We start from the raw sequence: 19,924 nt of genomic DNA on the forward strand, positions 1-19,924 counted from the left end.
ACCGAAGGATCACATCGTGACCGTTCAACCTTTCACCGCCACCGTCCTCGGCTCACCGCGCATCGGACCGCGACGCGAACTCAAGCGCGCCACCGAAAACTACTGGGCCGGCCGGATCGACCAGGACGAACTGCAGAAGGTGGCTGCCGGCCTGCGCCGCGACACCTGGGCTGAGCTGACCGCCGCGGGCCTGGACTCGGTGCCGGTGAACACGTTCTCCTACTACGACCAGATGCTCGACACCGCAGCACTGCTGGGCGCCCTGCCGGCCCGGGTGACCGGCATCGCCGACGAGCTCGATCGCTACTTCGCCGCGGCCCGCGGCAACGCCGACATCGCTCCGCTGGAGATGACCAAGTGGTTCGACACCAACTACCACTACATCGTTCCCGAGATCGGTCCGGACACGAGCTTCTCGCTGCACCCCGCCAAGGTGCTCGGTGAGCTGGCCGAGGCCAGGGCCCAAAGCATCAACGCCCGGCCGGTGATCATCGGCCCGATCACATTCCTGCTGCTCAGCAAGGCCGTCGACGGTGCATCTCCGCCGATCTCGCGCCTGGCCGAGCTGACCGACGTCTACGCCGAACTGTTGGGCAAGCTGGCCGACGCCGGCGCCCAGTGGGTGCAGATCGATGAGCCGGCGCTGGTGACCGATATCGCCCCGGACGCCCCAGCCCTGGCCGAGCAGGTCTACAGCCGCCTCGGCGGGCTGACCAATCGGCCGGCGATCTTCGTGGCCACCTACTTCGGTGACCCCGGCGCGGGGCTGGCGGCGCTGGCCCGCACCCCGGTCGAGGCGATCGGTGTCGACCTGGTCTCCAGCTCCGTCACCGCCATCGCCTCCGTGCCCCAATTGGCGTCCAAGACTCTGGTCGCCGGTGTGGTGGACGGCCGCAATATCTGGCGCACCGACCTGCAGGCCGCCCTGGCCAAGCTGGCATCGCTGCTGGGAAGCGCTGCCGCCGTAGCGGTGTCGACGTCGTGCTCGACGCTGCATGTGCCCTACTCGCTGGAGCCCGAGACGGGGCTGGATGACGCATTGCGCAGCTGGTTGGCGTTCGGAGCCGAGAAGGTAACCGAAGTGGCCACCTTGGCCCGTGCCCTGCGCGAGGGGCGAGAAGCCGTGGCAGCGCAGATCGACGCGTCCAACGCCGCGGTCGCCTCCCGCAAGACCGACCCGCGACTGAACAACGCGGCTCTGCGCGCGCAGATCGCCGAGATCACAGCGGCCGGTGTCCAGCGTGGCTCGGCGGAGGCGCGTCGTGTTGCCCAGGAGGAGCGTCTGCACCTGCAACCGCTGCCGACCACCACCATCGGTTCGTTCCCACAGACCGTGGAGATTCGCAAGGCCCGCGCGGCCCTGGTCGCCGGCGAAATCGATGACGCCGAGTACACCGACCGGATGAAAGCCGAAGTCGCCGCCGTCATCACGTTGCAGGAAAACCTCGGCCTCGATGTGCTGGTGCACGGTGAGCCGGAGCGCAACGACATGGTGCAGTACTTCGCCGAGCAGCTGGAGGGATTCTTCGCCACCAGCAATGGTTGGGTGCAGTCCTACGGCAGCCGCTGCGTGCGACCGCCGGTGCTGTTCGGCGACGTCACCCGGCCCGAGCCGATGACGGTGCAGTGGGCGACCTACGCCCAGTCGCTGACCGACAAGCCGGTCAAGGGCATGCTCACCGGCCCGGTCACCATCCTGGCCTGGTCGTTCGTCCGCGATGACCAACCGTTGGCCGACACCGCAGACCAGGTGGCCTTGGCGATCCGGGAGGAGACGGTCGACCTGGAGGCCGCCGGCATCGCGGTGATCCAGGTCGACGAGCCCGCCCTGCGCGAGCTGCTGCCCCTGCGAGACACCGATAAAGCGGCATACCTGGACTGGGCGGTCGGCGCGTTCCGGATGGCGACGTCGGGGGTGTCGGATGCGACCCAGATCCACACCCACCTGTGCTACTCGGAGTTCGGTGAGGTGATCGGCGCGATCGCCGACCTGGACGCCGATGTCACGTCGATCGAGGCGGCGCGCTCGCACATGGAGGTGCTCGACGACCTCAACGCGATCGGGTTCGCCAACGCGGTGGGACCGGGTGTCTACGACATCCACTCGCCGCGCGTACCGAGCGCCGACGAGATGGCCGCGTCGCTGCGCGAGGCACTGGACGCCGTTCCGGCGCAGCGCCTGTGGGTGAATCCGGACTGCGGGTTGAAGACCCGCAAGCCCGACGAGGTGAACGCCTCACTGGCCAACATGGTCGCCGCGGCCCAGCAGGTCCGGGCCGGGGTGTAGAGAGGCTCACCGAGTGTGCGTCCAGGGCGGGATTTTCACCTGTTTTTCGCCTTGGACGCACACTCGGCGCACGGATAAGTCCCGCCATCGGATGGCGGAACCGTCCGGAAGCGTGCCGGCCGCCCGGGTCGGCCCTGCCCTGTTGGTGCAGACGAAGTCCCAGTTGCGGTTCGGTCAGCATGCCGACCCTGTTGCCCATCGGGGCTTCTTGTCCCGTGTCGAATCTCCCCCAGGGGCAGAGTCAACAGATCGCTGCAACTAGCCTCGGCTGATGGACTTCACCACGCTGCACCACGAGGTCGAAGACGGCATTCTCACCGTGTACCTGCACCGACCGGACAACCTCAACGCATTCACCGTCGAGATGGCCGAGGAACTGGAGCGCACCTTCATCGACGTCAACGACAACGACGACGTCCGCGCGGTGATCGTCACCGGCACCGGGCGTGCGTTCTGTGCGGGCATGGACCTGTCCAGCTCGGGCAACGTGTTCGGCCTCGATGAGTCCAAGTCGCCGTCACTGGCCGATATGGCCGACCTCGACGATCCGGAGCTGGCGCGGGTGCGCGACACCGGCGGGCGGGTGACGCTGGCGATCTACGGCTGCCGCAAGCCGGTGATCGCGGCGGTCAACGGCGCCGCTGTCGGAATCGGGGCCACCATGATGCTGGCCATGGACGCCCGGCTGTTCTCGACCACCGCACGGTTCGGGTTGGTGTTCGGGAAACTGGGTATCACGCCGGAGGCGTGCTCAACGTGGTTCCTGCCCCGGATCGTCGGCGTGCCAACGGCTCTGGACCTGCTCTACCGCGCCGACATTCTCGATGCCGAGGCTGCGCACGCATGTGGGATCGCCCAGGCGATTCACCAACCGGAGACACTTCTGGCCGAGGCGCGGGCGCTGGCCGATGCCTGGACCAAGGGCCGCTCGCCGGTCTCCTTCGCGCTGATCCGCCAGATGCTCTACCGCAACTCCGCGCAGCCCGACCCGGTCGAGGCACACCGGGTGGACTCGCTGGCGATGTTCTACACCAGCATCGGCGACGGCGCCGACGGCGTGCGCGCCTTCCTGGAAAAGCGCGCCCCGCACTTCAGCGCTCGGGCCTCGCAGATGCCGCCGTTCTACGACGAGTGGGTGCCCGGCTCTTAACCAGCGGGCTGCCATCCCGGACCGCGGAACAGGTGGCCCCACACCGCACGCCAGCAGCGGGCCGCGCGGATGTCACGCCAGATCGCGACGTACTCGTGGGTAGCCACCCGCACCGGGTTGAACGTGTCGATGTTCTTGGTCAAGCCGTAGACGACGCGCTCGTCCTCGGGCTCGAAGGTGCCGAACAGCCGGTCCCAGACGATGAGGATTCCGCCGTAGTTCTTGTCCAGATACTTCGCGTTCGCCCCGTGGTGCACCCGGTGATGCGACGGGGTATTGAAGACGAATTCGACGGGTCGCCAGAGCTTTCCGACGCGCTCGGTGTGGATGAAGAACTGGTAGAGCAGGCTGACCGACTGCTGCAGCAGGATCATCCACGGGGCGAATCCGGCGAAGGCCAGCAGGATCCAGAACGGAACCGAGGTGAACGGCGTCCAGGTCTGGCGCAGGGCCGTGGACAGGTTGTAGTGCCGGCTGGAGTGGTGCACCACGTGACTGGCCCAGAACACCCGGATGGTGTGGTGGGTGCGGTGATACCAGTAGTAGGCGAAGTCGTCGGCGACGAACAGCGCGATCCAGGTCAGTGGATTGGACGCGGGCAGGTGAACCGGCGCCAGCAGGTAGGCCGCGCTGAAGATGGCCAGCACCGCCAGTTTCCAGCCGATGTTGATGATGACGTTGCCGATGCCCATCGCCAGGCTGGTGCCGGTGTCGCGCAGTTCGTAACCGAGCTCGTCGTCGTCGGGCCGCACGGCGAATGACACGGCTTCCAGGACCAGGCAGAGCACGAAGACCGGAATGGCGTGCGCGATGAGGTCGAACATGCCGACTATTCCTCTCCCTCGGCGCCGGACTGGCAGGCCGTGACGAACCGGGTCAGCAACTCGTCGGCGAGGCGGTAGGCCTCGTCCTCGTCGGCGGCCGCGATGGCGGCGGCCAGCTCGATGTGAGCGCTGCGGTCGGCGAACTCGGCGACGCCCAGGGCGTAGATGCCCTCGCGGCCCATCTCCTCGTATGCCGCGACGAGGGTGTTGAGGGCGAGCCGGTAGGCAATATTTTCGGACCCGTCAATAACGGCGATCCAGAACGTCAGGTCGGCTTCGGCGAGGGCGTGCAGGTCGTCGGCGGGCGGGTAGGCCGCCGCGGCAGCGGTGATCGCGGCCCGCTGCTGCGGGGTGGCGTTGCGCGCACACAGGCGTGCGGCGTCTGCGGCGATGGAGCGTCGCATCACGGCGACGTCGCCGATGATCTGGCGGGTGGGGATCGCCCCGGCCACGGCCAGCCCGGTCAGGGCATCCAGGCCGGCGCTCTGGCGCCAGTCGAGCACCCGTGTCTTGCCGCCGTGGCTGATCCGGACCAGGCCCGCCTGCTGCAGCCGTTTGAGGGCTTCGCGCACGGCGTGGCGGTTGACCTGCAGGGTCAGCGCCAATTCGCGTTCCGACGGAAGGGGCTCGCCGGCGGGCAGGCGTCCGGTCAGGATCTCCTCGACCAGCCGCACGAAGATCGTGTCGGAGATCGCGGTGCGGGAGATGGGCGCCAAATCCATGGGTTCCATCGTCAGGCACCCGAGCACTACTGGTCAACTGGTTGGACCAGTTATCTGGATCACACCGTCGGGGCGCCTTCGACGTAGATAGGCAGATCGTCCTGCCACGGCTGGCACTGCACCATGTCCGCCACCTTGACGTATCCGCGTTCGAACTCGCCGGTGGCCGCGTCCACCAGCCGATAGGTCTGGGTCTGGCGGTGGATCGGCTGCGCATCGAGAATCACCACCCGCACCTCCCCCGGCTCGAATCCGCAGCGCTGCTGCAACGCCTCGATCAGCTGCTCGTTGGTCATGTGGCCGTCGCCGAAGTTCCAACCCACCGCCGTGGAACAGATCCGCTCCCCGTCGGTCAGCGAGTAGTCGCTCTCGTCGCCGTCGGCCATGGCCCGGTGCGCCAGGCTGAACAGCGCCCGGCCGTGGGTGTTGAACCCGCGGAACGCGTAGCCCATGTAGATCGGGATCTGGGCGGCCTCGGGGCTGCCGTAGAAACGTTCCAGCTGCGCGGCGGGCATGCTGGCGATCGCGACGATTCCCCGCGCGATCTTCTCTTCAGCCGAGGGCTTCAGGCACCACAGCGTGGTGTCCCAGTTACCGGCGTAGTACCGCATCCCGGGCAGGAACGAGATCTTCTGCGGGAACAGGTTTCCCAGCACCACGGTGCCGGCGCTGACGGCGAACAGCAGTGCCACCAGCAGCGGATTGGTGATGTCGGACAGTCCCAGGTCGGCACGTGCGACGAACAGCGACAACACTCCGAAAATCATGAAGACGTTCCATTCCAGCGGCACGCCCATCGGGATGGCTGCGAGGATCCCCAGATGGAAGGCGACCATCACGGTTGCCGCGATGGCGGTGGGCAGGCCACCGTGACAGAAGAACAGCGGCAGCGGCACCAGCATCTCGATCGCGGTGCTCATGTGCGCCAGTGCCACCGACGGCCCGCCGGGGCGCAGGTCGTCGGGGAAGTTCTTGAAGAAGGCGCGTTTGAGTGCCTTCGGCCGGATCAGCGGGTTGTTGCTCATCATCGTCGAGATCACGAACGGGAAATGCCGGTTGAGCTTCGAGGTAGCCGCGCCCAGCCAGATCACCATGAAGATCGCCTTGGCCGCGATGATCATGTCGGCACCGGTGAACAGGAACGCCGCGGCCAGCGGCGCGTACACCTCGCCGCGGGCGGCCAGGAAGATCACCTTGTCGCGTAGGCCGAGCACCGCCAGCACCGCCAGAATCGCCACGATCTGCCAGTGCGGCAGCACCCCGATCTCGGTGCGCAATGCGGCGATGGGGCCGGTGCCGTCGGAGACCAGCCCCACCAGCAGCAGCGCCAGCAGCGCCGCGTAGAGCGCTGCGTCCAGGGGGGTGCGGGCGGTGCCCGAGGTCAGCGGGATGCGCCCCGGCCACGGTGGCAACCGGATGGTGCCAGGCCGCAGCCAGTACAGGATCGAACCCATCGGCGGGAAGAAGCGGTTGTTGAGCGGGCCGAAGCCGCAGCCCAGGCCGATCACCTCGAACAGCATCGTGTAGAGCACGACCTTCTCGAAGACGATCGGCTCGCTCCACCACTGCCGCACCTGCGTGAAGCCGTCGATACCGGCGGTGGTCAGCACAAACAGCCAGGCACCCAAGACGTAGAGGCCGATCTTGAATACGTAGAAAAGGTGCAGCGCCACCGGCGTGCCGAAACCCACCTCCGCCCAGTGCCGGGCCATCGGCCGGATCTTCTCGCTGCGCGTGCCCTTGCTCCACTCCGCGAAGTCGACTACGGGCAGTTGAGGTTTGAGAAATCCCATGCAGCCAAGACTAGAACGTGTTCTAGATCTATGGGCCGAAACCCGGCCCCGCGAACACGCGGACGGCCACCGGCGCCGTCACACCGCCTTGAGGACGCGCTGCGGGCTGCCCGAGTAGGCGCTCAGCGGTCGGATCAGCGCGTTGGACGCCGTCTGCTCCATGATGTGGGCGGTCCATCCGGTGATACGGCTCATCACGAACAACGGGGTGAACATCGGGATGTCGAAGCCCATCAGGTAGTAGGCCGGACCGGTCGGGAAGTCCAGGTTGGGCTTGATCCCGGTGGCGGCGTACATCTCGGTCTCCAAGATGCGGTAGATGTCCAGCCAGACCCGGCCGTCCGTTGCCTCCGCGATCCGCTCCAAGGCTGCCTTCATGGTCGGCACCCGGGAGTCGCCGTGCTTGTACACGCGGTGACCGAAGCCCATCACCTTCTCCTTGCGTGACAGCTTGGCGTGCAGCCACGCCGCCGCCCGGGCCGGCTCACCGATCTCGATCATGTCGTGCATGACCGCCTCGTTGGCACCGCCGTGCAGCGAACCCTTGAGCGCGCCGATGGCCGCCGTGACCGCGCTGTAGATGTCGGACTGGGTGGAGGTGACCACCCGCGCGGCAAACGTGGATGCGTTGAAGCTGTGCTCGGCATACAGCGTCATGGACTGCTCGAAGGCCGCCACGATCACCGGATCGGGCACCTCGCCGAAGCACATCCGCAGGAAGTTCTCGCAGTAGCCGAGGTGGCTGTGCGGCGCGATCGTGTCCAGACCGCGCCGGCGGCGCATGTCGGCCGCCACGATGGTGGGCAGCACCGCGAACATCCGCAGCGCCTTGGTGAAGTTCGCCGACTCGCTGGCGTCGTCTTCTTCGGCATCCTCGGCGCCCAGGTAACTGATCGCGGTGCGCACCACGTCCATCGGATGGCAGTTCTCCGGCAGCTTGTCCACCAACGACAGCAGCGAGCGGTCCGCCCGCCGCGCCGCCCGCTCCCGCTGGCAGAACAGCGCCAGCTCGGCGTCGCTCGGCAGCTCGCCGTGCCACAACAGGTAGGCGACCTGCTCGAAGGTGCAGTGCGCGGCCAGATCCTGCACGGGGTAACCGCGGTAGGTCAGGGAGTTGGTCTCCGGCACCACCTTGGAGATGGCGGTGGTGTCGACGACGACGCCGGCGAGCCCTTTGCGGATTTCCGGCACATCCGGGGAGATAGTCACTGGCCCGCTCCTAACGTGAAGGCGAAGATGTCGTCATCGAATTGGCTGTACTCGGCGTAGCGCAGCAGCTCGTAAAGCCGGCTGCGCTGCTGCATCTGATCCAGCAACCCCGACTGCGTTCCCGCCGAATCGATCTCGCGCAGGCCGGCTTCGACGGCGAACATCGCCAGTCGCAGCGTGGTGACGGGGTAGATCACCGCGTTGTAGCCGAGATCGCACAGTTGGGCGGCGGTCAGCAGCTCCGACTTGCCGAACTCAGTCATGTTGGCCAGCAGCGGCGTGGTCACCGCGGCGCGGAATGCTTCGAATTCGGCCGGCCCGCGTAGGGCTTCGGTGAAGATCAGATCCGCCCCGGCGTCGGCATAGGCCTTCGCACGATCGATCGCCGGCCGAAGCCCTTCGATGCCGGCGGCATCAGTGCGCGCACAGATGACGAAATTCGGGTCCCGCCGGGCGGCGACCGCGGCCCGCAGCCGCTTGACCATCTCATCTACCGGCACCACGGCTTTGCCGTCGAGGTGCCCGCACCGCTTGGGGTTGACCTGGTCCTCGAGGTGGCACCCGGCCAGCCCGGCGTCTTCGAGCATCGTGACGGTGCGTGCGGCGCTCATCGGCTCGCCGAAGCCGGTGTCGGCGTCGATGAAGGTGGGCAGGTTGGTGGCCGCCGCGATCGCTGCGCCGCGCCCGGCCACCTCGGTCAGCGTGGTCAGCCCGATGTCGGGCAGTCCCAGGTCGGCCGAGAGCGCCGCACCGGAGACGTAGACGCCTTCGAATCCGATCTCGGCCACCAGCTTGGCGACCAGGGGCGAGAGGGCCCCCGGGAACCGTTGCAGCCGTCCGGATTCCAGACCGGCCCGCAATGCCGCTCGTTTCTCTGCCGGAGCCGCGGCGGACCCGAGCAGCCCACTCACCGGAAGATCCCGTCGGGCGTCGCCGGAGCCTGGTCCAGCACCGACTGTTCGACGACGATGTTGAGCCCGGTGAGCTGCGCACCGCTCAGTCCCGCCAGCCCCTCCGCCGCGGCGAGAAACCGCTCCTGCTCGGCCGAGCTCACCACGCCCTCGGCGAGTTCGGTGAACTTGCCGATGTACTGCTTGCGTTCGAACGGTCGGGCTCCCAGCGGGTGAGCGTCGGCGATCGCGAGCTCGTCGGTGATGACTTCGCCACTGACCAAGGTGATCTCGGCGCGCGCCCCGAACGCCTTCTCGCCTGGGTCGGTCGAGTGGTAGCGCCGGGTCCACTCCGGGTCCTCGACGGTGGAGATCTTGCGCCACAGTGCGATGGTCTCGGGCCGGTGTGCACGTTCTGGGCTGTAAGACCGGACGTGGTGCCAGCTGCCGTCCTCCAGGGCGACGGCGAAGATGTACATCACCGAGTGGTCCAGGGTTTCCCGCGAGGCGTCCGGGTCGAATTTCTGCGGGTCGCCTGAGCCGGTGCCGATCACGTAGTGGGTGTGGTGGCTGGTGTGCAGCACGATGGTGGCCACCTGGCTCAGGTCGGCGATCCGCTCGCGGAGCCGCTTGGCCAGGTCGATCAGGGCCTGGCTCTGGTATTCCGCGGAGTGCTCCTTGGTGTAGGTGTCCAGGATGGCGCGCTTGGCCTCGCCCGGGCCGGGCAGCGGCACCTGGTAGGTGTGGTCTTTGCCCGACAGCATCCAGGCGATGACACCGTCTTCGCCCTCCCAGATCGGGGCCGGTGCGCCTTCACCGCGCATCGCGCGGTCTACGGCTTCGATGCCGACCTTGCCGGCCCAGGCCGGCGCGTAGGCCTTCCAGCTGGAGATCAGGCCCTTGCGGGACTGGCGGGTGGCGGTGGTCAGGTGCAGCGCCTGGCCGACGGCGGAGTAGATCACCTCGGGGTCCAGCCGCAACATGGTGCCGATTCCGGCGGCCACCGACGGGCCCAAGTGCGCGACGTGGTCGATCTTGTGTTCGTGCAGGCAGATGCCCTTGACCAGGTCGACCTGGATCTCGTAGGCGGTGGCCAGGCCGCGGATCAGGTCGGCCCCGCTGACCCCGAGCTGCTGGGCGACCGCCACCAGCGGGGGGATGTTGTCGCCGGGGTGCGAGTACTCCGCGGCCAGGAAGGTGTCGTGGAAGTCCAGTTCGCGCACCGCGGTGCCGTTGGCCCAGGCGGCCCATTCGGCGGAGTAGCTGCCCTCGACGCCGAAGACGGTGGCGCCGGGGGCCGACGGGTGTGCCAGGGCTTGGCGGCGGGCCACGGTCACCGGCCGGCGCAGCACCGAAGCGGCGCTGACGGCGGCGTTGTCGATGATCCGGTTGATGATCATGGCGGCGGTGTCCTCGGGGACCTCCACCGGGTCGGCGGCCACCTGCGCGATCTTCCAAGCGAGGTGCTCGGAGCGGGGGAAGTCCTCGGCACTGCGTCGGGTCCGGACGTCGTGTAGCTGCATATTCCACACCCTACGCACGACAGTTGGACCCCGACATACCCTGGAAATGCGTATTAATGCGTCCTAACAGCCCCGGAATTGCGAACCTTGCGAATGCCTTGGCGAGTTACGCTGCATCCCATGGCACCCACCACCGCACGGACGTTCGCCGGGGCCCGGCTGCGCCGCCTGCGACAAGAGCATGGCCTGACCCAGGTGGCCCTGGCACGCGCGCTGAACCTGTCGACCAGCTACGTCAACCAGCTCGAAAACGACCAGCGGCCCATCACCGTTCCGGTGTTGCTGGCGCTCACCGATCGGTTCAGCCTGCCCGCGCAGTACTTCTCCGGGGACGCCGATGCCCGGCTGGTGGCCGAACTGCGCGATATGTTCACCGCAACGGCCGGCGAACACGCCGCCAGCGACAGCCAGATCGAGGAACTCGTCGCGCGCATGCCCGAGATCGGTAACAGCCTGCTGACCATGCATCGCCAACTGCGCGCGGCCACCGAGGAATTGGAGTCCTACCGTTCACAGATCGCGGGTGACTCGGCGCAGGCAGTGACGCCGCCCATGCCGTTTGAGGAGGTCCGCGACTTCTTCTACGACCGCAACAACTACATCGGTGACCTCGACAATGCCGCCGAGAGGCTGTTCGCCGAGACCGGGATGCGCTTCGGTGGCTTGGATATTCAGCTGTCCACGTTGATGGCTGACCGATTCGACATCACCGTGGCAATCGTCGACGACCTGCCCGCGGGAATCAAGCGTGTCTTCGACCCTGCGACGCGGGTGCTGCGCATCGCGCATTGGTTGCGGGCGGGGCAGCGAGCCTTCCAGATCGCCACCCAACTGGCACTACTGACCCAGCAGGAGTTGATGTCGGAGATCGTGGCGCAAGACCAGGCATTGAGCCCGGAGTCTCGCGATGTGGCCAAGATCGGTCTGGCCAACTACTTCGCCGGAGCGTTCCTGTTGCCGTATCGGCAGTTTCAGCGTTCTGCAACCGAGCTGCGCTACGACATCGACCTACTGGGACGCCGGTTCGAGGTCGGCTTCGAAACGGTGTGCCATCGCCTGTCGACCCTGCAACAGCCCGGACGACGTGGGGTGCCGTTCATCTTCGTGCGTACCGACAAGGCGGGGAACATCTCGAAGCGGCAGTCGGCCACTGCGTTTCACTTCAGCCGCGTCGGCGGAAGCTGCCCGCTGTGGGTGGTCCACGACGCGTTCAGCCAACCGGGCCGGATCGTGACCCAGGTGGCCCAGATGCCCGACGGCCGCAAGTACTTCTGGATCGCCACCACCACACCGCCCGAGGGGCGCGGCTATCTGGGCCAGCACAAGACTTTCGCCGTGGGACTGGGTTGCGACCTGGCGCATGCGGACAAGCTGGTGTATTCGACCGGCGTGGCCCTGGATGACGCCGCCACCGTGGTGCCGATCGGAGCGGGTTGCAAGATCTGCGAACGGCAGGCGTGCCCTCAGCGAGCATTCCCCTATCTGGGCCGGCGGGTCGTCGTCGACGAGAACGCCGGCAGCGGGCTGCCCTACTCGCCGGTGGTGTCGGTGCCGACCGGACGGTAGAACAGGGCCAGCTGACCGATGGCGCCCGCCAGGCCGAGGCCCAGCGAGATCCACAGGCCCGGCCAGCCGTTCTTCCAGCAGTGGCTGAAGATCTGGTGGTCCGCGCTGAGATAGCCCGGCCCGAGCATCGCCACCACGACGGCGCCGGCGGCAAGCACCAGATTGTATTCCCAGCCGTTGGTCAGCACGAAGAAGCCGTTGCCGCGGTGCACGGTCCACACCGCCACCGCCATCAGCGCCACGAATCCCGCGGCGGCGATCGGGGTCAGCAAACCTACCGCCAGCCCCAGCCCGGCGACGATCTCCGCGGTGGCCGCCGTCACTGCCTGCAACTTGCCGTACTTCATCCCGATGCTTTCGAACCATCCCGCGGTACCGGGGATTCGGCCGCCGCCGAAGAACTTGTTGAACCCGTGAGCGGCCATAGTCAGGCCGAGAACCAGACGCAGGAGCAGCAATGCGACATCAGCAGCAGTGACCATGTGCTCAAACTACAATGCGGCGTCCAGCAATTGCAGATATACCCCGATATCGCCGACCGCGGATTCGGCGGCGTGCACACTCACGACCACGGTGTCGCCGATGCCGTGCACCCCATGGGTCAGGCCCATGGCCGGGGACAGTGCCGGAAACCCTGCGGTCAGCAATACCGGCGCCGCACCGAAACGCAGGTCCGCGGCGCCGCGGTACACGCTGGAGACCACGGTGTTTCCGGTGACCCGCTCCGGCCGGGTGTCGGGATCGAAATGGGCTACGCCCCAGTGCAGCAGCGCCGCGGGTGTGGCGGCGAAGGCCCGGTCGGCCGCCGCCGCAGCGGGGTGGCGGCCGCGGAGCCGGCCCCCGGCGACGTCCGCGGCGATCCGCTCACAGCGGGCATCGTGGCCCAGGAGCGGGTAGAGCCCGACCGCGATATTGCCGAAGTGGTTGTGGGCTTGGCGCGCACCCGCTTTGGCCATCGGCACTTCGGCGCCCAACTCACCGCAGGGCTCGTCGAGGTATTCCGCCAGCGCTGCCGACACCGCCGACAGCGCCGCCACGGTGACGGTCGGCCCGCGCAGTTCGCTGCGCCGCCGCACCAGGGTTCGCACTGTCCGGGCGCCGGCCGGCCGGTTGTTGGTGGCCAACGGCGGGCGGTCGCCGACCGGAGGCGGCAACAGACCCGCCGCCGTGTCTGCCACCCGGCTGCGGTGGGCGCGCGCCGCGACAACCGCACGCCACGGCAGGCACTCACGACTTGGCGCCTGCACCGCGCCGACCGGTGCGTCCCGGCCGAACAGCCAGGCGGCCAAGGCTGAGGCCCGCCCACCGTCGGCGAGGGCATGCGCCACCTGTAGCACCGCCACCGTGCCCGCCCCCCGGTGCCCGGGGATGTCGTGGACCGGTGCGAACACATGCAACCGCCACGGCGCCGTTCGGACGTCGAGCTGGTCGTCGGTCAGGCCCGCGACCGCATCCAGGCACCCGGGCCAGCTGTCGCCGGGCGCCCGATGCCGCACCGCACCGATCGGCTCGGTGATCGGCACCCACCGCGGGTAGCGCAGCGCACCGGCATCGGCGACCCGAATGTTCAGGTCCGGGATCGTTCGGGCTCGGTCGAGCAGCTCGGCGATCGCCTCATCGAGGTCGGCGGGCACCCCGGCGAAGGCATACAGCAGGAACTGGTCGCTGGGGATCTTCACGGACATCCAATAGAACTGCGCGTCGATCGCGGCCATCGGGCGCGCACGCATCAGGTCAGGCCCCGCTCATGGGGTCAGGAATTGCAGCACCCGATCGGCGACCTCATCGGGCTGCTCGAGTTGCAGGAAATGACCGGCATTCTCGACGACGGCCAGCGCACTGCCCGCTGGCAACACCGGCTGCACCCACCGCGTGAACGCCGGCGACATGCAGCCATCGGTGCGCCCATGCAGATACAGGGTCTGCAACCGCGGCAACTGCAGCCAATGCCGGTGCAGATCGGCGTAGCGATCGGGCACCCGCAGACTGCGCAGCGCCCGGTACGGCCCGAGTGCTGCCCGCCAGCCCTCCGGCGTTCCGATAGCCGCATCGACGTGCCGCAGATCCTCGTCGGCGGCATACCCCGGCGACCACCGCCGCCACAACAGCGGCAGCACCCACGAGGCGGAACGGTCCGGCAGCCACGGCAGCTGGAAATAGCCGATGTACCAGCTGCGCAGCAGTTGCCCCGGCAGGCGGCCGAGCAGGCTGAACCGGCCCGCGCCGCGGGCCCCCCGAAGCGCCGCCGGCGGGGGCACCGCCATGATCACCGCCTTGCTGAACGGACTGTCCGGCAACGCAGCCAGACCGGTGGCGGCCAACGCACCCCAGTCATGACCGATCACCACGTCGCGGCCGGTCCCGCCGACCGCGGCGTACACCCGCAAGGCGTCATCCATCAACGCGCCGACGTGGTAGCTGCCGTCGGCGGGGATCGACGACGGCGCGTAGCCGCGCATGAACGGCGCCACCACATGCCAGCCGGCCTCGACCAGCCGCGGCGCCAGCCGGCGCCAGCCGTAGGCGGTGTCGGGAAACCCGTGCAGGCACAACGCCACCGGGTCACCCGGCGTGCCCCAGCTCAATGCCTTGAGCGCGACCCCGGGCGTCGAGACATCGATCCACCGCGGTTCACTCATCTGATACCCCCAGACCGGTCCGGGCAGGCGTTTCTGTCCGTCCTGTCGTCCAAACTATCTACCATCTTGAGATGCGCACAGCCCAGACCGTCGAGTACGACGGCGTCGGCGGAGTGGTGCTGGTCGCCGACGAGTGGAACCGGGGCGCCGCCGAAGCCGCACAGCACCCGACGATCGTGATGCTGCACGGCGGTGGACAGAATCGGCACTCCTGGCATAAGACCGGCCAGATCCTGGCCGACCGCGGTTATCACGTCGTCGCGCTCGACACCCGCGGCCACGGTGACAGCTCCCGCTCACCGAACGCCGACTACGCCATCGAGACGCTCACCGCCGACGCCCTCGCGGTGATCGATGCGATCGGCCGGCCGGTGGCACTGATCGGGGCCAGCATGGGCGGGCTGACCGGCATCCTGGTGGCCGAGGAGGCCGGGCCGCAGCGCGTGACCAAGCTGGTGTTGGTCGACGTGGTCCCGCGCTACGAGAAGGACGGCAGCGCCCGGATCCGCGACTTCATGTTCAGCCACATCGACGGCTTCGATTCCCTCGAACAGGCCGCCGACGCCGTCGCCGCATATCTGCCGCACCGGACCAAGCCCCGCAGTCCCGAGGGATTGAAGAAGAATCTGCGGTTTCGCGACGGCCGCTGGTATTGGCACTGGGATCCGGCGCTGATGACCAAACCCGGTGACGATCCGGCGTTGCGCACCGAGAAGATCGAGGCCGCCGCGATGGGGCTGCAGATCCCGATCCTGCTTATCCGCGGCAAGCTGTCCGATGTGGTCAGCGTCGAGGGCGTCGCGGATTTCCTGTCCAAGGTCCCCGGCGCGCGCCTCGTCGAGTTGTCCGACGCCGGGCACACCGCGGCCGGCGACGACAACGATGCCTTCAGCGCCGCCGTCGTCGAGTTCGTGTCGGGCTGAATGTTCGGGATCGGATGGCTGACACCGACGCTGCTGGCGGCCGGTGTGCTGGCGACGGTGGCGATCACCGAGGCCGTGGCCCTGGCGGCGTTGACCCGGCAGCTGCGGACGGCTCAAGCCCAGCTCGAGGCGCTGCGCGGCCGGGTCGACACCCGCAACCTGTTGCTTTCCGGCGGACGTGAGGCCGTCAAGACGGTGTGGCAGACCGCGAACCTGGTGCGCAGGCAGGGGTTTGGCGCGGCCGTGCGCAGTTCGATCGAGGACCTTGCCGACTGGGCGGAGGTGGAACGACCCGACTTGGCCCGCCTGACCCCGAACGGTCATGTGGTGGTGCTGTTCACCGACATCGAGGGGTCCACCGCGCTCAACGAGCGGATCGGGGACCGCGCCTGGGTGAAGCTGATCGCCCGGCACGACGAGATGGTGCAACGTCTGGTCGCCCAGCACTCCGGGCATGTGGTCAAGAGCCAGGGCGACGGCTTCATGATCGCGTTCGCCCAACCCGACCAGGCGGTGCGCTGCGCCCTCGCCATCCAGCACGCCCTGCAGTCGCGGCGCGGGCGCAAATCGCAGCAGCAGATCCGGGTCCGGATCGGGGTGCACATGGGCCGCTCGGTGCGCCGCGGTGACGACTTGTTCGGACGCAACGTCGCGATGGCCGCGCGGGTGGCCGCGGCCGCCGAGGGCGGCCAGATCCTGATCAGCGGACCGGTGCGCGAGGCCGTCAAGGAATGCGACGACATCACCGTCGGCACCGGCCGCGACGCCGAACTGAAGGGCTTCGCCGGCACGCACCGCCTCTACGCGGTCGACGTCGACGGCGAGTAATCCGCGCTACCCGTCTCCGCCGGCCTCGGCCAGCCGCTCATGCAGCCGCGCACGGACTTCCTCGGGCGTGTAAGCCCGTCGCCGGCGCTGGTCCCGCACCACCAGCACCCCCCCGGCGGCAACCCCGACCACGCCCGCCAGGCCGATCCATTTCCAGATGTTGCGCACGCTCACACTTTATGGTGCTGAACGTGGATGAACACACCGTGACTTTGGAGCGTGCACTCGCTGAAACGCGCACGGGCGACATCTGGCTGTTCCGAGGCCGTTCCGGTCCCGACCGCGCCATCCAAACGCTGTCCAACGCTCCGGTGAATCACGTCGGGATGACAGTGGCCCTCGATGACCTGCCGCCGCTGATCTGGCATGCCGAGCTCGGCGACAAACTGCACGACTACTGGACCGGCACCAATCACCGTGGCGTGCAGCTCAACGACGCCCGGGCAGCCGTCGAGCAGTGGATGGGCCGCTACGAGCAGCGCTGCTGGCTACGCCAACTCAGCGGGACCATCACCCGCCAGCAGGAGAACCGCCTGCTGCAGACGATCGCGCGGTTGGACGGCACCGCGTTTCCCACCACCGCGCGGCTCACCGGCCGGTGGCTGCGGGGCCGGCTGCCGACGGCCCGGGACTGGACCCGTGGTATCCCATTTGTGGACCGCAAGGTCGAAGAACTCAGCCAGCGGCGCAAGGCACGCAGCAAAACCGGCTTGCAGACCGCGTACTGTGCCGAGACCGTGGCCATCACCTACGAGGAGATGGGGCTGCTGTCTACCCACAAGAGCTCGAACTGGTTTGACCCCGGGTCATTCTGGAGCGGCGACATCTTGCCGTTGGCCCCCGGTTATCAGCTGGGCCGCGAGATCGTGGTCGTGCGCTAGACGACCGCAGGCCCGGCGCCCCGGGGTGCCAGGTGGACCTCAGTCGATAGTCAACTCGCCCATCGGCGACCAGTCGGTGGCGTCGATCTGCTGGCTGATGATCTTCGGAGTCGACACCAGCGCCTGCGGCGTGTCAGCCATGGCCTGCTTGAAGTGGTCGCTGTTGACGTGCGCGGCACCGGCGTCAGCGTCGCGGAAAGCCTCGACGAGTACGTACTCGTTGGGGTCGTCGAGGCTGCGCGACCACTCGAACCACAGGTTGCCCGGCTCAGCGCGGGTGGCTTCGGTGAAGCCGGCCACCAGCTGCGGCCAGCGCTCAGCCCACTCCGGCTTGACCGCGAATTTCACCACGATGAAGATCATCGCGGCTACTTTACCTCCAGGGTGCTCTGGACCGGGGTGACATTGGTGGTCAAATCCAATACCGGGCAGTGCTTTTCCACCGTCTGGTGCAGCTCACGGTAGCGTTCCTCGGTCTCCGGGCCGGTCACCGTGATGACTACCCGCACCTCCTTGAAGCCCGGGCGTACCGAGTCGTCCAGGCCGAAGAACCCGCGAACGTCCAAGTCGCCCTCGGCGCGCCCGGTGATCTCGTCGATGGTGATGCCCAGCTTCTCGGCCCAGTACCGCCAGGTAACCACCTGGCAGGACAGCAGCGATCCCAGGTAGTACTCGACCGGGTTGGGCGCGGTGTTGTCACCGCCGAGCGTCGGCGGCTCGTCGACCTCGATGGTGTATTGCCCCAGGGTGACGGTGCTGGCCACCGCATCGTGGCCGACCGCGGAGGCGCTGAAGACCACCTGCGAAGCGTCGGGGTCGGCAGCGGCGGGGTCACTGGTGGCGGCGACGACAGCGGCCAGTTGAGATGTCGAGGTTGTCATGGCGGTAAGGGTAAAGACCGCGCGCCAGGTCGGCGAACGACTGCAAGCCCCAAGACGCCGAAGGAATACCATTTGCCGCCGCCAGGGGCTAGCCTGAGCGTCGTGGAGGTACTACGGCACGTAATAGTTCTGCTGCACATCGTCGGCTTCGCGGTGACCTTCGGCGCATTGATCGCCGAAGCCGCGGCACGCCGCTTCCAGCTCACCCCGGTGATGGACTACGGCGTGGTGCTTTCGCTGCTCACCGGCCTGGCGCTGGCCGCACCCTGGCCCGCCGGCGTGGTGCTCAACTACCCCAAGATCGAGACCAAGCTGGTGATCCTGATCGCTTTGGGCGCCGTGCTGGGCATCGGCCGGTCCCGGCAGCGCAAGTCCGGCGACGCCCCTCGGGCGCTGTTCTACGCCGCGGGCGTCCTGTCTCTGACGGCCGCCGGGCTCGCCGTCATCTGGTAGCCGAGTGCCGTTCAGGTATTCAATCTGACTGATCCCAATCGGCGGTGAAACCGATACCTGGTCGCGACCGCATCCAGGCGACGGTCACGACTCAACCGGGGCAGGCGCTACCGCCATGTGCAGCAACGGGTATGGCCGACCCGCGTCGTCGCACTCGCTGCGGCCGGTGACGACGAAGCCGCGCCGAACGTAGAACGCGATCGCCTGTTGGTTCTGCTCGTTGACGTCGACCAAGCGGATTCCCTGCTCGGCGATCGCGTGTTCGGCAAGCGCGCTTCCGACGCCGCGGCCGTGCACCTGGGCATGGACAAACAACATCTCGAGCGCCTCGCCTGCCGTGCCGGCGAAACCCACCGGCTCCCCGTCGATCTCGGCGACGGTGAGACGAACCCCCGGAAAGTACGCATCGGCCAGCTGACTCTCGATGGCGTCGCGGTCGGCTGCGGTGAGAAAGTCGTGTGTCGCCTCGACGGCACTGCGCCAGATCGCCACCAGCCGGGGATATTCGGCCTGGCCGGTGCAGTCACGAATGCGCACCGAGGTCAGGCTACCGGCCTTGGTCTGCCGCCCGTCGATACCCTGGATCCGATGACCGTGATCGACGACGAAGGCCCGTTCTTCCATGGCACCAAGGCCGAACTGGCGGTTGGGGATCTGCTGACCGCGGGCTTTCGCTCCAACTACCGCCCCGAGATCGTGATGAACCACATCTACTTCACCGCTTTGGTCAGCGGGGCCGGGCTGGCGGCCGAGCTCGCCGCCGGCGACGGGGAGCCGCGGGTGTACCGCGTGGAACCGACCGGGGAGTTCGAGAACGACCCCAACGTCACCGACAAGAAGTTCCCCGGCAACCCGACCCGTTCCTACCGCAGCAGTGCACCGTTACGCGTCGTCGAAGAGATCATCGATTGGCCGCGACTGCCTCCCGAGGTACTTCAGGAATGGCGCGATCGGCTGGCCGCGCTGCGCGCCGACGGGCTCGACGAGATCATCAACTGAGCGACGCTCGCGAGGGCGCCGCTTGCAGCAACCACCCGCTGAAGTGCGGCCGCGCCGCCGGCGGCCACGGCCCGATACGGGACGATGGCACGCTCGATTGACAGCCGCACCGTGTCGAAAAGCCCGGCCACCTGGCGTCGCCTGGTCCGAAGCTTGACCAGGTAGTGGCCTCCGACGCACGCCGCGGCCACCACCACAACAATCCACAGCACAGCCGCGACCAGATAGATCGCCTCAACCACCGACATGACGATGAGCCTGCCCCATCGCCGTCGCGGTGAGGTCACCGGCGAGACACACGTAGGCGACTTCTCGGCCGGTGGCCTACCCGCGGGGTGATCATGCACGGTCCACGA

At 67.8% G+C, this 19,924-nt stretch carries 22 protein-coding genes; 8 read left to right on the forward strand and 14 right to left on the reverse strand.

From position 1 onward, the window contains the following. Positions 1-16 precede the first annotated feature (16 nt). A complete protein-coding gene (gene metE / locus AWC18_RS16475) occupies positions 17-2,287 on the forward strand; it encodes a 5-methyltetrahydropteroyltriglutamate--homocysteine S-methyltransferase (protein WP_085139415.1) in 2,271 nt (756 codons plus the stop codon). Between the two features lie 271 nt (positions 2,288-2,558). Continuing rightward, a complete protein-coding gene (locus AWC18_RS16480) occupies positions 2,559-3,437 on the forward strand; it encodes a crotonase/enoyl-CoA hydratase family protein (RefSeq protein WP_085139416.1) in 879 nt (292 codons plus the stop codon). On the opposite strand, the gene AWC18_RS16485 is transcribed toward AWC18_RS16480, so the two are convergent. The 6 genes from AWC18_RS16485 to prpD form a co-directional block, all read right to left on the reverse strand. Beyond that, entirely contained in the window at positions 3,434-4,261 is an 828-nt protein-coding gene (locus AWC18_RS16485; protein WP_085139417.1) for a sterol desaturase family protein, read from the reverse strand. The two genes, AWC18_RS16480 and AWC18_RS16485, sit on opposite strands and share 4 nt — an antisense overlap. A gap of 5 nt (positions 4,262-4,266) precedes the next feature. Continuing rightward, positions 4,267-4,983, reverse strand: coding sequence for a FadR/GntR family transcriptional regulator (locus AWC18_RS16490; RefSeq protein ID WP_085139463.1), 717 nt, complete (start codon positions 4,981-4,983; stop codon positions 4,267-4,269). Positions 4,984-5,042: 59 nt separating this feature from the next. Next, positions 5,043-6,776, reverse strand: coding sequence for a DUF3556 domain-containing protein (locus AWC18_RS16495; protein ID WP_085139418.1), 1,734 nt, complete (start codon positions 6,774-6,776; stop codon positions 5,043-5,045). Between the two features lie 78 nt (positions 6,777-6,854). After that, on the reverse strand, positions 6,855-7,985 hold the full coding sequence (locus AWC18_RS16500) for a bifunctional 2-methylcitrate synthase/citrate synthase (RefSeq protein WP_085139419.1): 1,131 nt from the start codon (positions 7,983-7,985) through the stop codon (positions 6,855-6,857). Further along, positions 7,982-8,896, reverse strand: coding sequence for a methylisocitrate lyase (prpB, locus tag AWC18_RS16505; RefSeq protein WP_085139420.1), 915 nt, complete (start codon positions 8,894-8,896; stop codon positions 7,982-7,984). The genes AWC18_RS16500 and prpB overlap by 4 nt, the downstream gene beginning before the upstream one ends. Continuing rightward, positions 8,893-10,398 (reverse strand): 2-methylcitrate dehydratase PrpD, encoded by a 1,506-nt coding sequence (gene prpD / locus AWC18_RS16510; protein ID WP_085139421.1) that lies wholly within the window; start codon positions 10,396-10,398, stop codon positions 8,893-8,895. The genes prpB and prpD overlap by 4 nt, the downstream gene beginning before the upstream one ends. A 120-nt stretch (positions 10,399-10,518) precedes the next feature. Between prpD and AWC18_RS16515 the strand changes: the two genes are divergently transcribed. Then, positions 10,519-11,964, forward strand: a complete 1,446-nt coding sequence (locus AWC18_RS16515) for a short-chain fatty acyl-CoA regulator family protein (RefSeq protein WP_085139422.1) — start codon at positions 10,519-10,521, stop codon at positions 11,962-11,964. On the opposite strand, the gene AWC18_RS16520 is transcribed toward AWC18_RS16515, so the two are convergent. From AWC18_RS16520 to AWC18_RS16530, 3 genes are read right to left on the reverse strand one after another with little or no spacing between them, the layout of a single operon-like run. Further along, positions 11,928-12,446, reverse strand: a complete 519-nt coding sequence (locus tag AWC18_RS16520; RefSeq protein ID WP_085139423.1) for a DoxX family protein — start codon at positions 12,444-12,446, stop codon at positions 11,928-11,930. The two genes, AWC18_RS16515 and AWC18_RS16520, sit on opposite strands and share 37 nt — an antisense overlap. Before the next feature lie 9 nt (positions 12,447-12,455). After that, positions 12,456-13,694, reverse strand: a complete 1,239-nt coding sequence (locus tag AWC18_RS16525) for a WS/DGAT/MGAT family O-acyltransferase (RefSeq protein WP_085139424.1) — start codon at positions 13,692-13,694, stop codon at positions 12,456-12,458. 15 nt (positions 13,695-13,709) lie between these two features. Continuing rightward, a complete protein-coding gene (locus AWC18_RS16530; RefSeq protein WP_085139425.1) occupies positions 13,710-14,603 on the reverse strand; it encodes an alpha/beta fold hydrolase in 894 nt (297 codons plus the stop codon). Between the two features lie 71 nt (positions 14,604-14,674). Between AWC18_RS16530 and AWC18_RS16535 the strand changes: the two genes are divergently transcribed. Both AWC18_RS16535 and AWC18_RS16540 read left to right on the forward strand, forming a co-directional pair. Next, positions 14,675-15,526 carry an alpha/beta fold hydrolase gene (locus AWC18_RS16535; protein WP_076047254.1) on the forward strand — a complete coding sequence of 284 codons (852 nt, stop codon included), beginning with the start codon at positions 14,675-14,677 and terminating at the stop codon, positions 15,524-15,526. Beyond that, a complete protein-coding gene (locus AWC18_RS16540; RefSeq protein ID WP_085139426.1) occupies positions 15,527-16,354 on the forward strand; it encodes an adenylate/guanylate cyclase domain-containing protein in 828 nt (275 codons plus the stop codon). It abuts the gene before it with no gap. A 6-nt stretch (positions 16,355-16,360) separates the two neighbouring features. Here the strand turns inward: AWC18_RS16540 and AWC18_RS21225 are convergent, their stop codons facing one another. Next, positions 16,361-16,522 (reverse strand): hypothetical protein, encoded by a 162-nt coding sequence (locus tag AWC18_RS21225; protein ID WP_109560119.1) that lies wholly within the window; start codon positions 16,520-16,522, stop codon positions 16,361-16,363. Positions 16,523-16,533: 11 nt separating this feature from the next. On the opposite strand from AWC18_RS21225, the gene AWC18_RS16545 reads away from it, so the two are divergent. Next, positions 16,534-17,235 carry a guanylate cyclase gene (locus AWC18_RS16545; protein ID WP_085139427.1) on the forward strand — a complete coding sequence of 234 codons (702 nt, stop codon included), beginning with the start codon at positions 16,534-16,536 and terminating at the stop codon, positions 17,233-17,235. 39 nt (positions 17,236-17,274) lie between these two features. On the opposite strand, the gene AWC18_RS16550 is transcribed toward AWC18_RS16545, so the two are convergent. Both AWC18_RS16550 and AWC18_RS16555 read right to left on the reverse strand, forming a co-directional pair. Further along, entirely contained in the window at positions 17,275-17,598 is a 324-nt protein-coding gene (locus tag AWC18_RS16550) for a putative quinol monooxygenase (protein WP_085139428.1), read from the reverse strand. Between the two features lie 5 nt (positions 17,599-17,603). After that, the gene (locus AWC18_RS16555; protein WP_085139429.1) at positions 17,604-18,116 is read right to left on the reverse strand and encodes an OsmC family protein; all 513 of its coding nucleotides are present in this window, start codon (positions 18,114-18,116) and stop codon (positions 17,604-17,606) included. 102 nt (positions 18,117-18,218) lie between these two features. Between AWC18_RS16555 and AWC18_RS16560 the strand changes: the two genes are divergently transcribed. After that, positions 18,219-18,569 (forward strand): Fe-S protein, encoded by a 351-nt coding sequence (locus tag AWC18_RS16560; RefSeq protein ID WP_085139430.1) that lies wholly within the window; start codon positions 18,219-18,221, stop codon positions 18,567-18,569. 84 nt (positions 18,570-18,653) lie between these two features. On the opposite strand, the gene AWC18_RS16565 is transcribed toward AWC18_RS16560, so the two are convergent. Next, complete coding sequence (locus AWC18_RS16565) at positions 18,654-19,106, reverse strand: acetyltransferase (protein ID WP_337333731.1); 453 nt, start codon at positions 19,104-19,106, stop codon at positions 18,654-18,656. A gap of 51 nt (positions 19,107-19,157) precedes the next feature. Here AWC18_RS16565 and arr point away from each other — a divergent pair, with 51 nt between their 5' ends. Next, the gene (arr, locus tag AWC18_RS16570; RefSeq protein ID WP_076047259.1) at positions 19,158-19,568 is read left to right on the forward strand and encodes an NAD(+)--rifampin ADP-ribosyltransferase; all 411 of its coding nucleotides are present in this window, start codon (positions 19,158-19,160) and stop codon (positions 19,566-19,568) included. Here the strand turns inward: arr and AWC18_RS21830 are convergent. Then, positions 19,505-19,816 (reverse strand): hypothetical protein, encoded by a 312-nt coding sequence (locus tag AWC18_RS21830; protein ID WP_064998902.1) that lies wholly within the window; start codon positions 19,814-19,816, stop codon positions 19,505-19,507. The two genes, arr and AWC18_RS21830, sit on opposite strands and share 64 nt — an antisense overlap. Positions 19,817-19,924 lie beyond the last annotated feature (108 nt).

This window comes from Mycolicibacter nonchromogenicus (assembly GCF_002101775.1).
Classification (GTDB): domain Bacteria; phylum Actinomycetota; class Actinomycetes; order Mycobacteriales; family Mycobacteriaceae; genus Mycobacterium; species Mycobacterium nonchromogenicum.

Excerpts from the sequence above, each read along its gene's own strand:
- AWC18_RS21830 (WP_064998902.1), bottom strand. The coding sequence starts at position 19,816 with ATGTCGGTGGTTGAGGCGATCTATCTGGTCGCGGCTGTGCTGTGGATT.
- AWC18_RS16515 (WP_085139422.1), top strand. The coding sequence starts at position 10,519 with ATGGCACCCACCACCGCACGGACGTTCGCCGGGGCCCGGCTGCGCCGC.
- AWC18_RS16555 (WP_085139429.1), bottom strand. The coding sequence starts at position 18,116 with ATGACAACCTCGACATCTCAACTGGCCGCTGTCGTCGCCGCCACCAGT.
- arr (WP_076047259.1), top strand. The coding sequence starts at position 19,158 with ATGACCGTGATCGACGACGAAGGCCCGTTCTTCCATGGCACCAAGGCC.
- AWC18_RS16520 (WP_085139423.1), bottom strand. The coding sequence starts at position 12,446 with ATGGTCACTGCTGCTGATGTCGCATTGCTGCTCCTGCGTCTGGTTCTC.
- AWC18_RS16540 (WP_085139426.1), top strand. The coding sequence starts at position 15,527 with ATGTTCGGGATCGGATGGCTGACACCGACGCTGCTGGCGGCCGGTGTG.
- AWC18_RS16545 (WP_085139427.1), top strand. The coding sequence starts at position 16,534 with ATGGTGCTGAACGTGGATGAACACACCGTGACTTTGGAGCGTGCACTC.
- prpD (WP_085139421.1), bottom strand. The coding sequence starts at position 10,398 with ATGCAGCTACACGACGTCCGGACCCGACGCAGTGCCGAGGACTTCCCC.
- AWC18_RS16550 (WP_085139428.1), bottom strand. The coding sequence starts at position 17,598 with ATGATCTTCATCGTGGTGAAATTCGCGGTCAAGCCGGAGTGGGCTGAG.
- AWC18_RS16490 (WP_085139463.1), bottom strand. The coding sequence starts at position 4,983 with ATGGATTTGGCGCCCATCTCCCGCACCGCGATCTCCGACACGATCTTC.
- AWC18_RS16485 (WP_085139417.1), bottom strand. The coding sequence starts at position 4,261 with ATGTTCGACCTCATCGCGCACGCCATTCCGGTCTTCGTGCTCTGCCTG.
- AWC18_RS16495 (WP_085139418.1), bottom strand. The coding sequence starts at position 6,776 with ATGGGATTTCTCAAACCTCAACTGCCCGTAGTCGACTTCGCGGAGTGG.
- AWC18_RS16535 (WP_076047254.1), top strand. The coding sequence starts at position 14,675 with ATGCGCACAGCCCAGACCGTCGAGTACGACGGCGTCGGCGGAGTGGTG.
- AWC18_RS16480 (WP_085139416.1), top strand. The coding sequence starts at position 2,559 with ATGGACTTCACCACGCTGCACCACGAGGTCGAAGACGGCATTCTCACC.
- AWC18_RS16525 (WP_085139424.1), bottom strand. The coding sequence starts at position 13,694 with ATGCGTGCGCGCCCGATGGCCGCGATCGACGCGCAGTTCTATTGGATG.
- AWC18_RS16530 (WP_085139425.1), bottom strand. The coding sequence starts at position 14,603 with ATGAGTGAACCGCGGTGGATCGATGTCTCGACGCCCGGGGTCGCGCTC.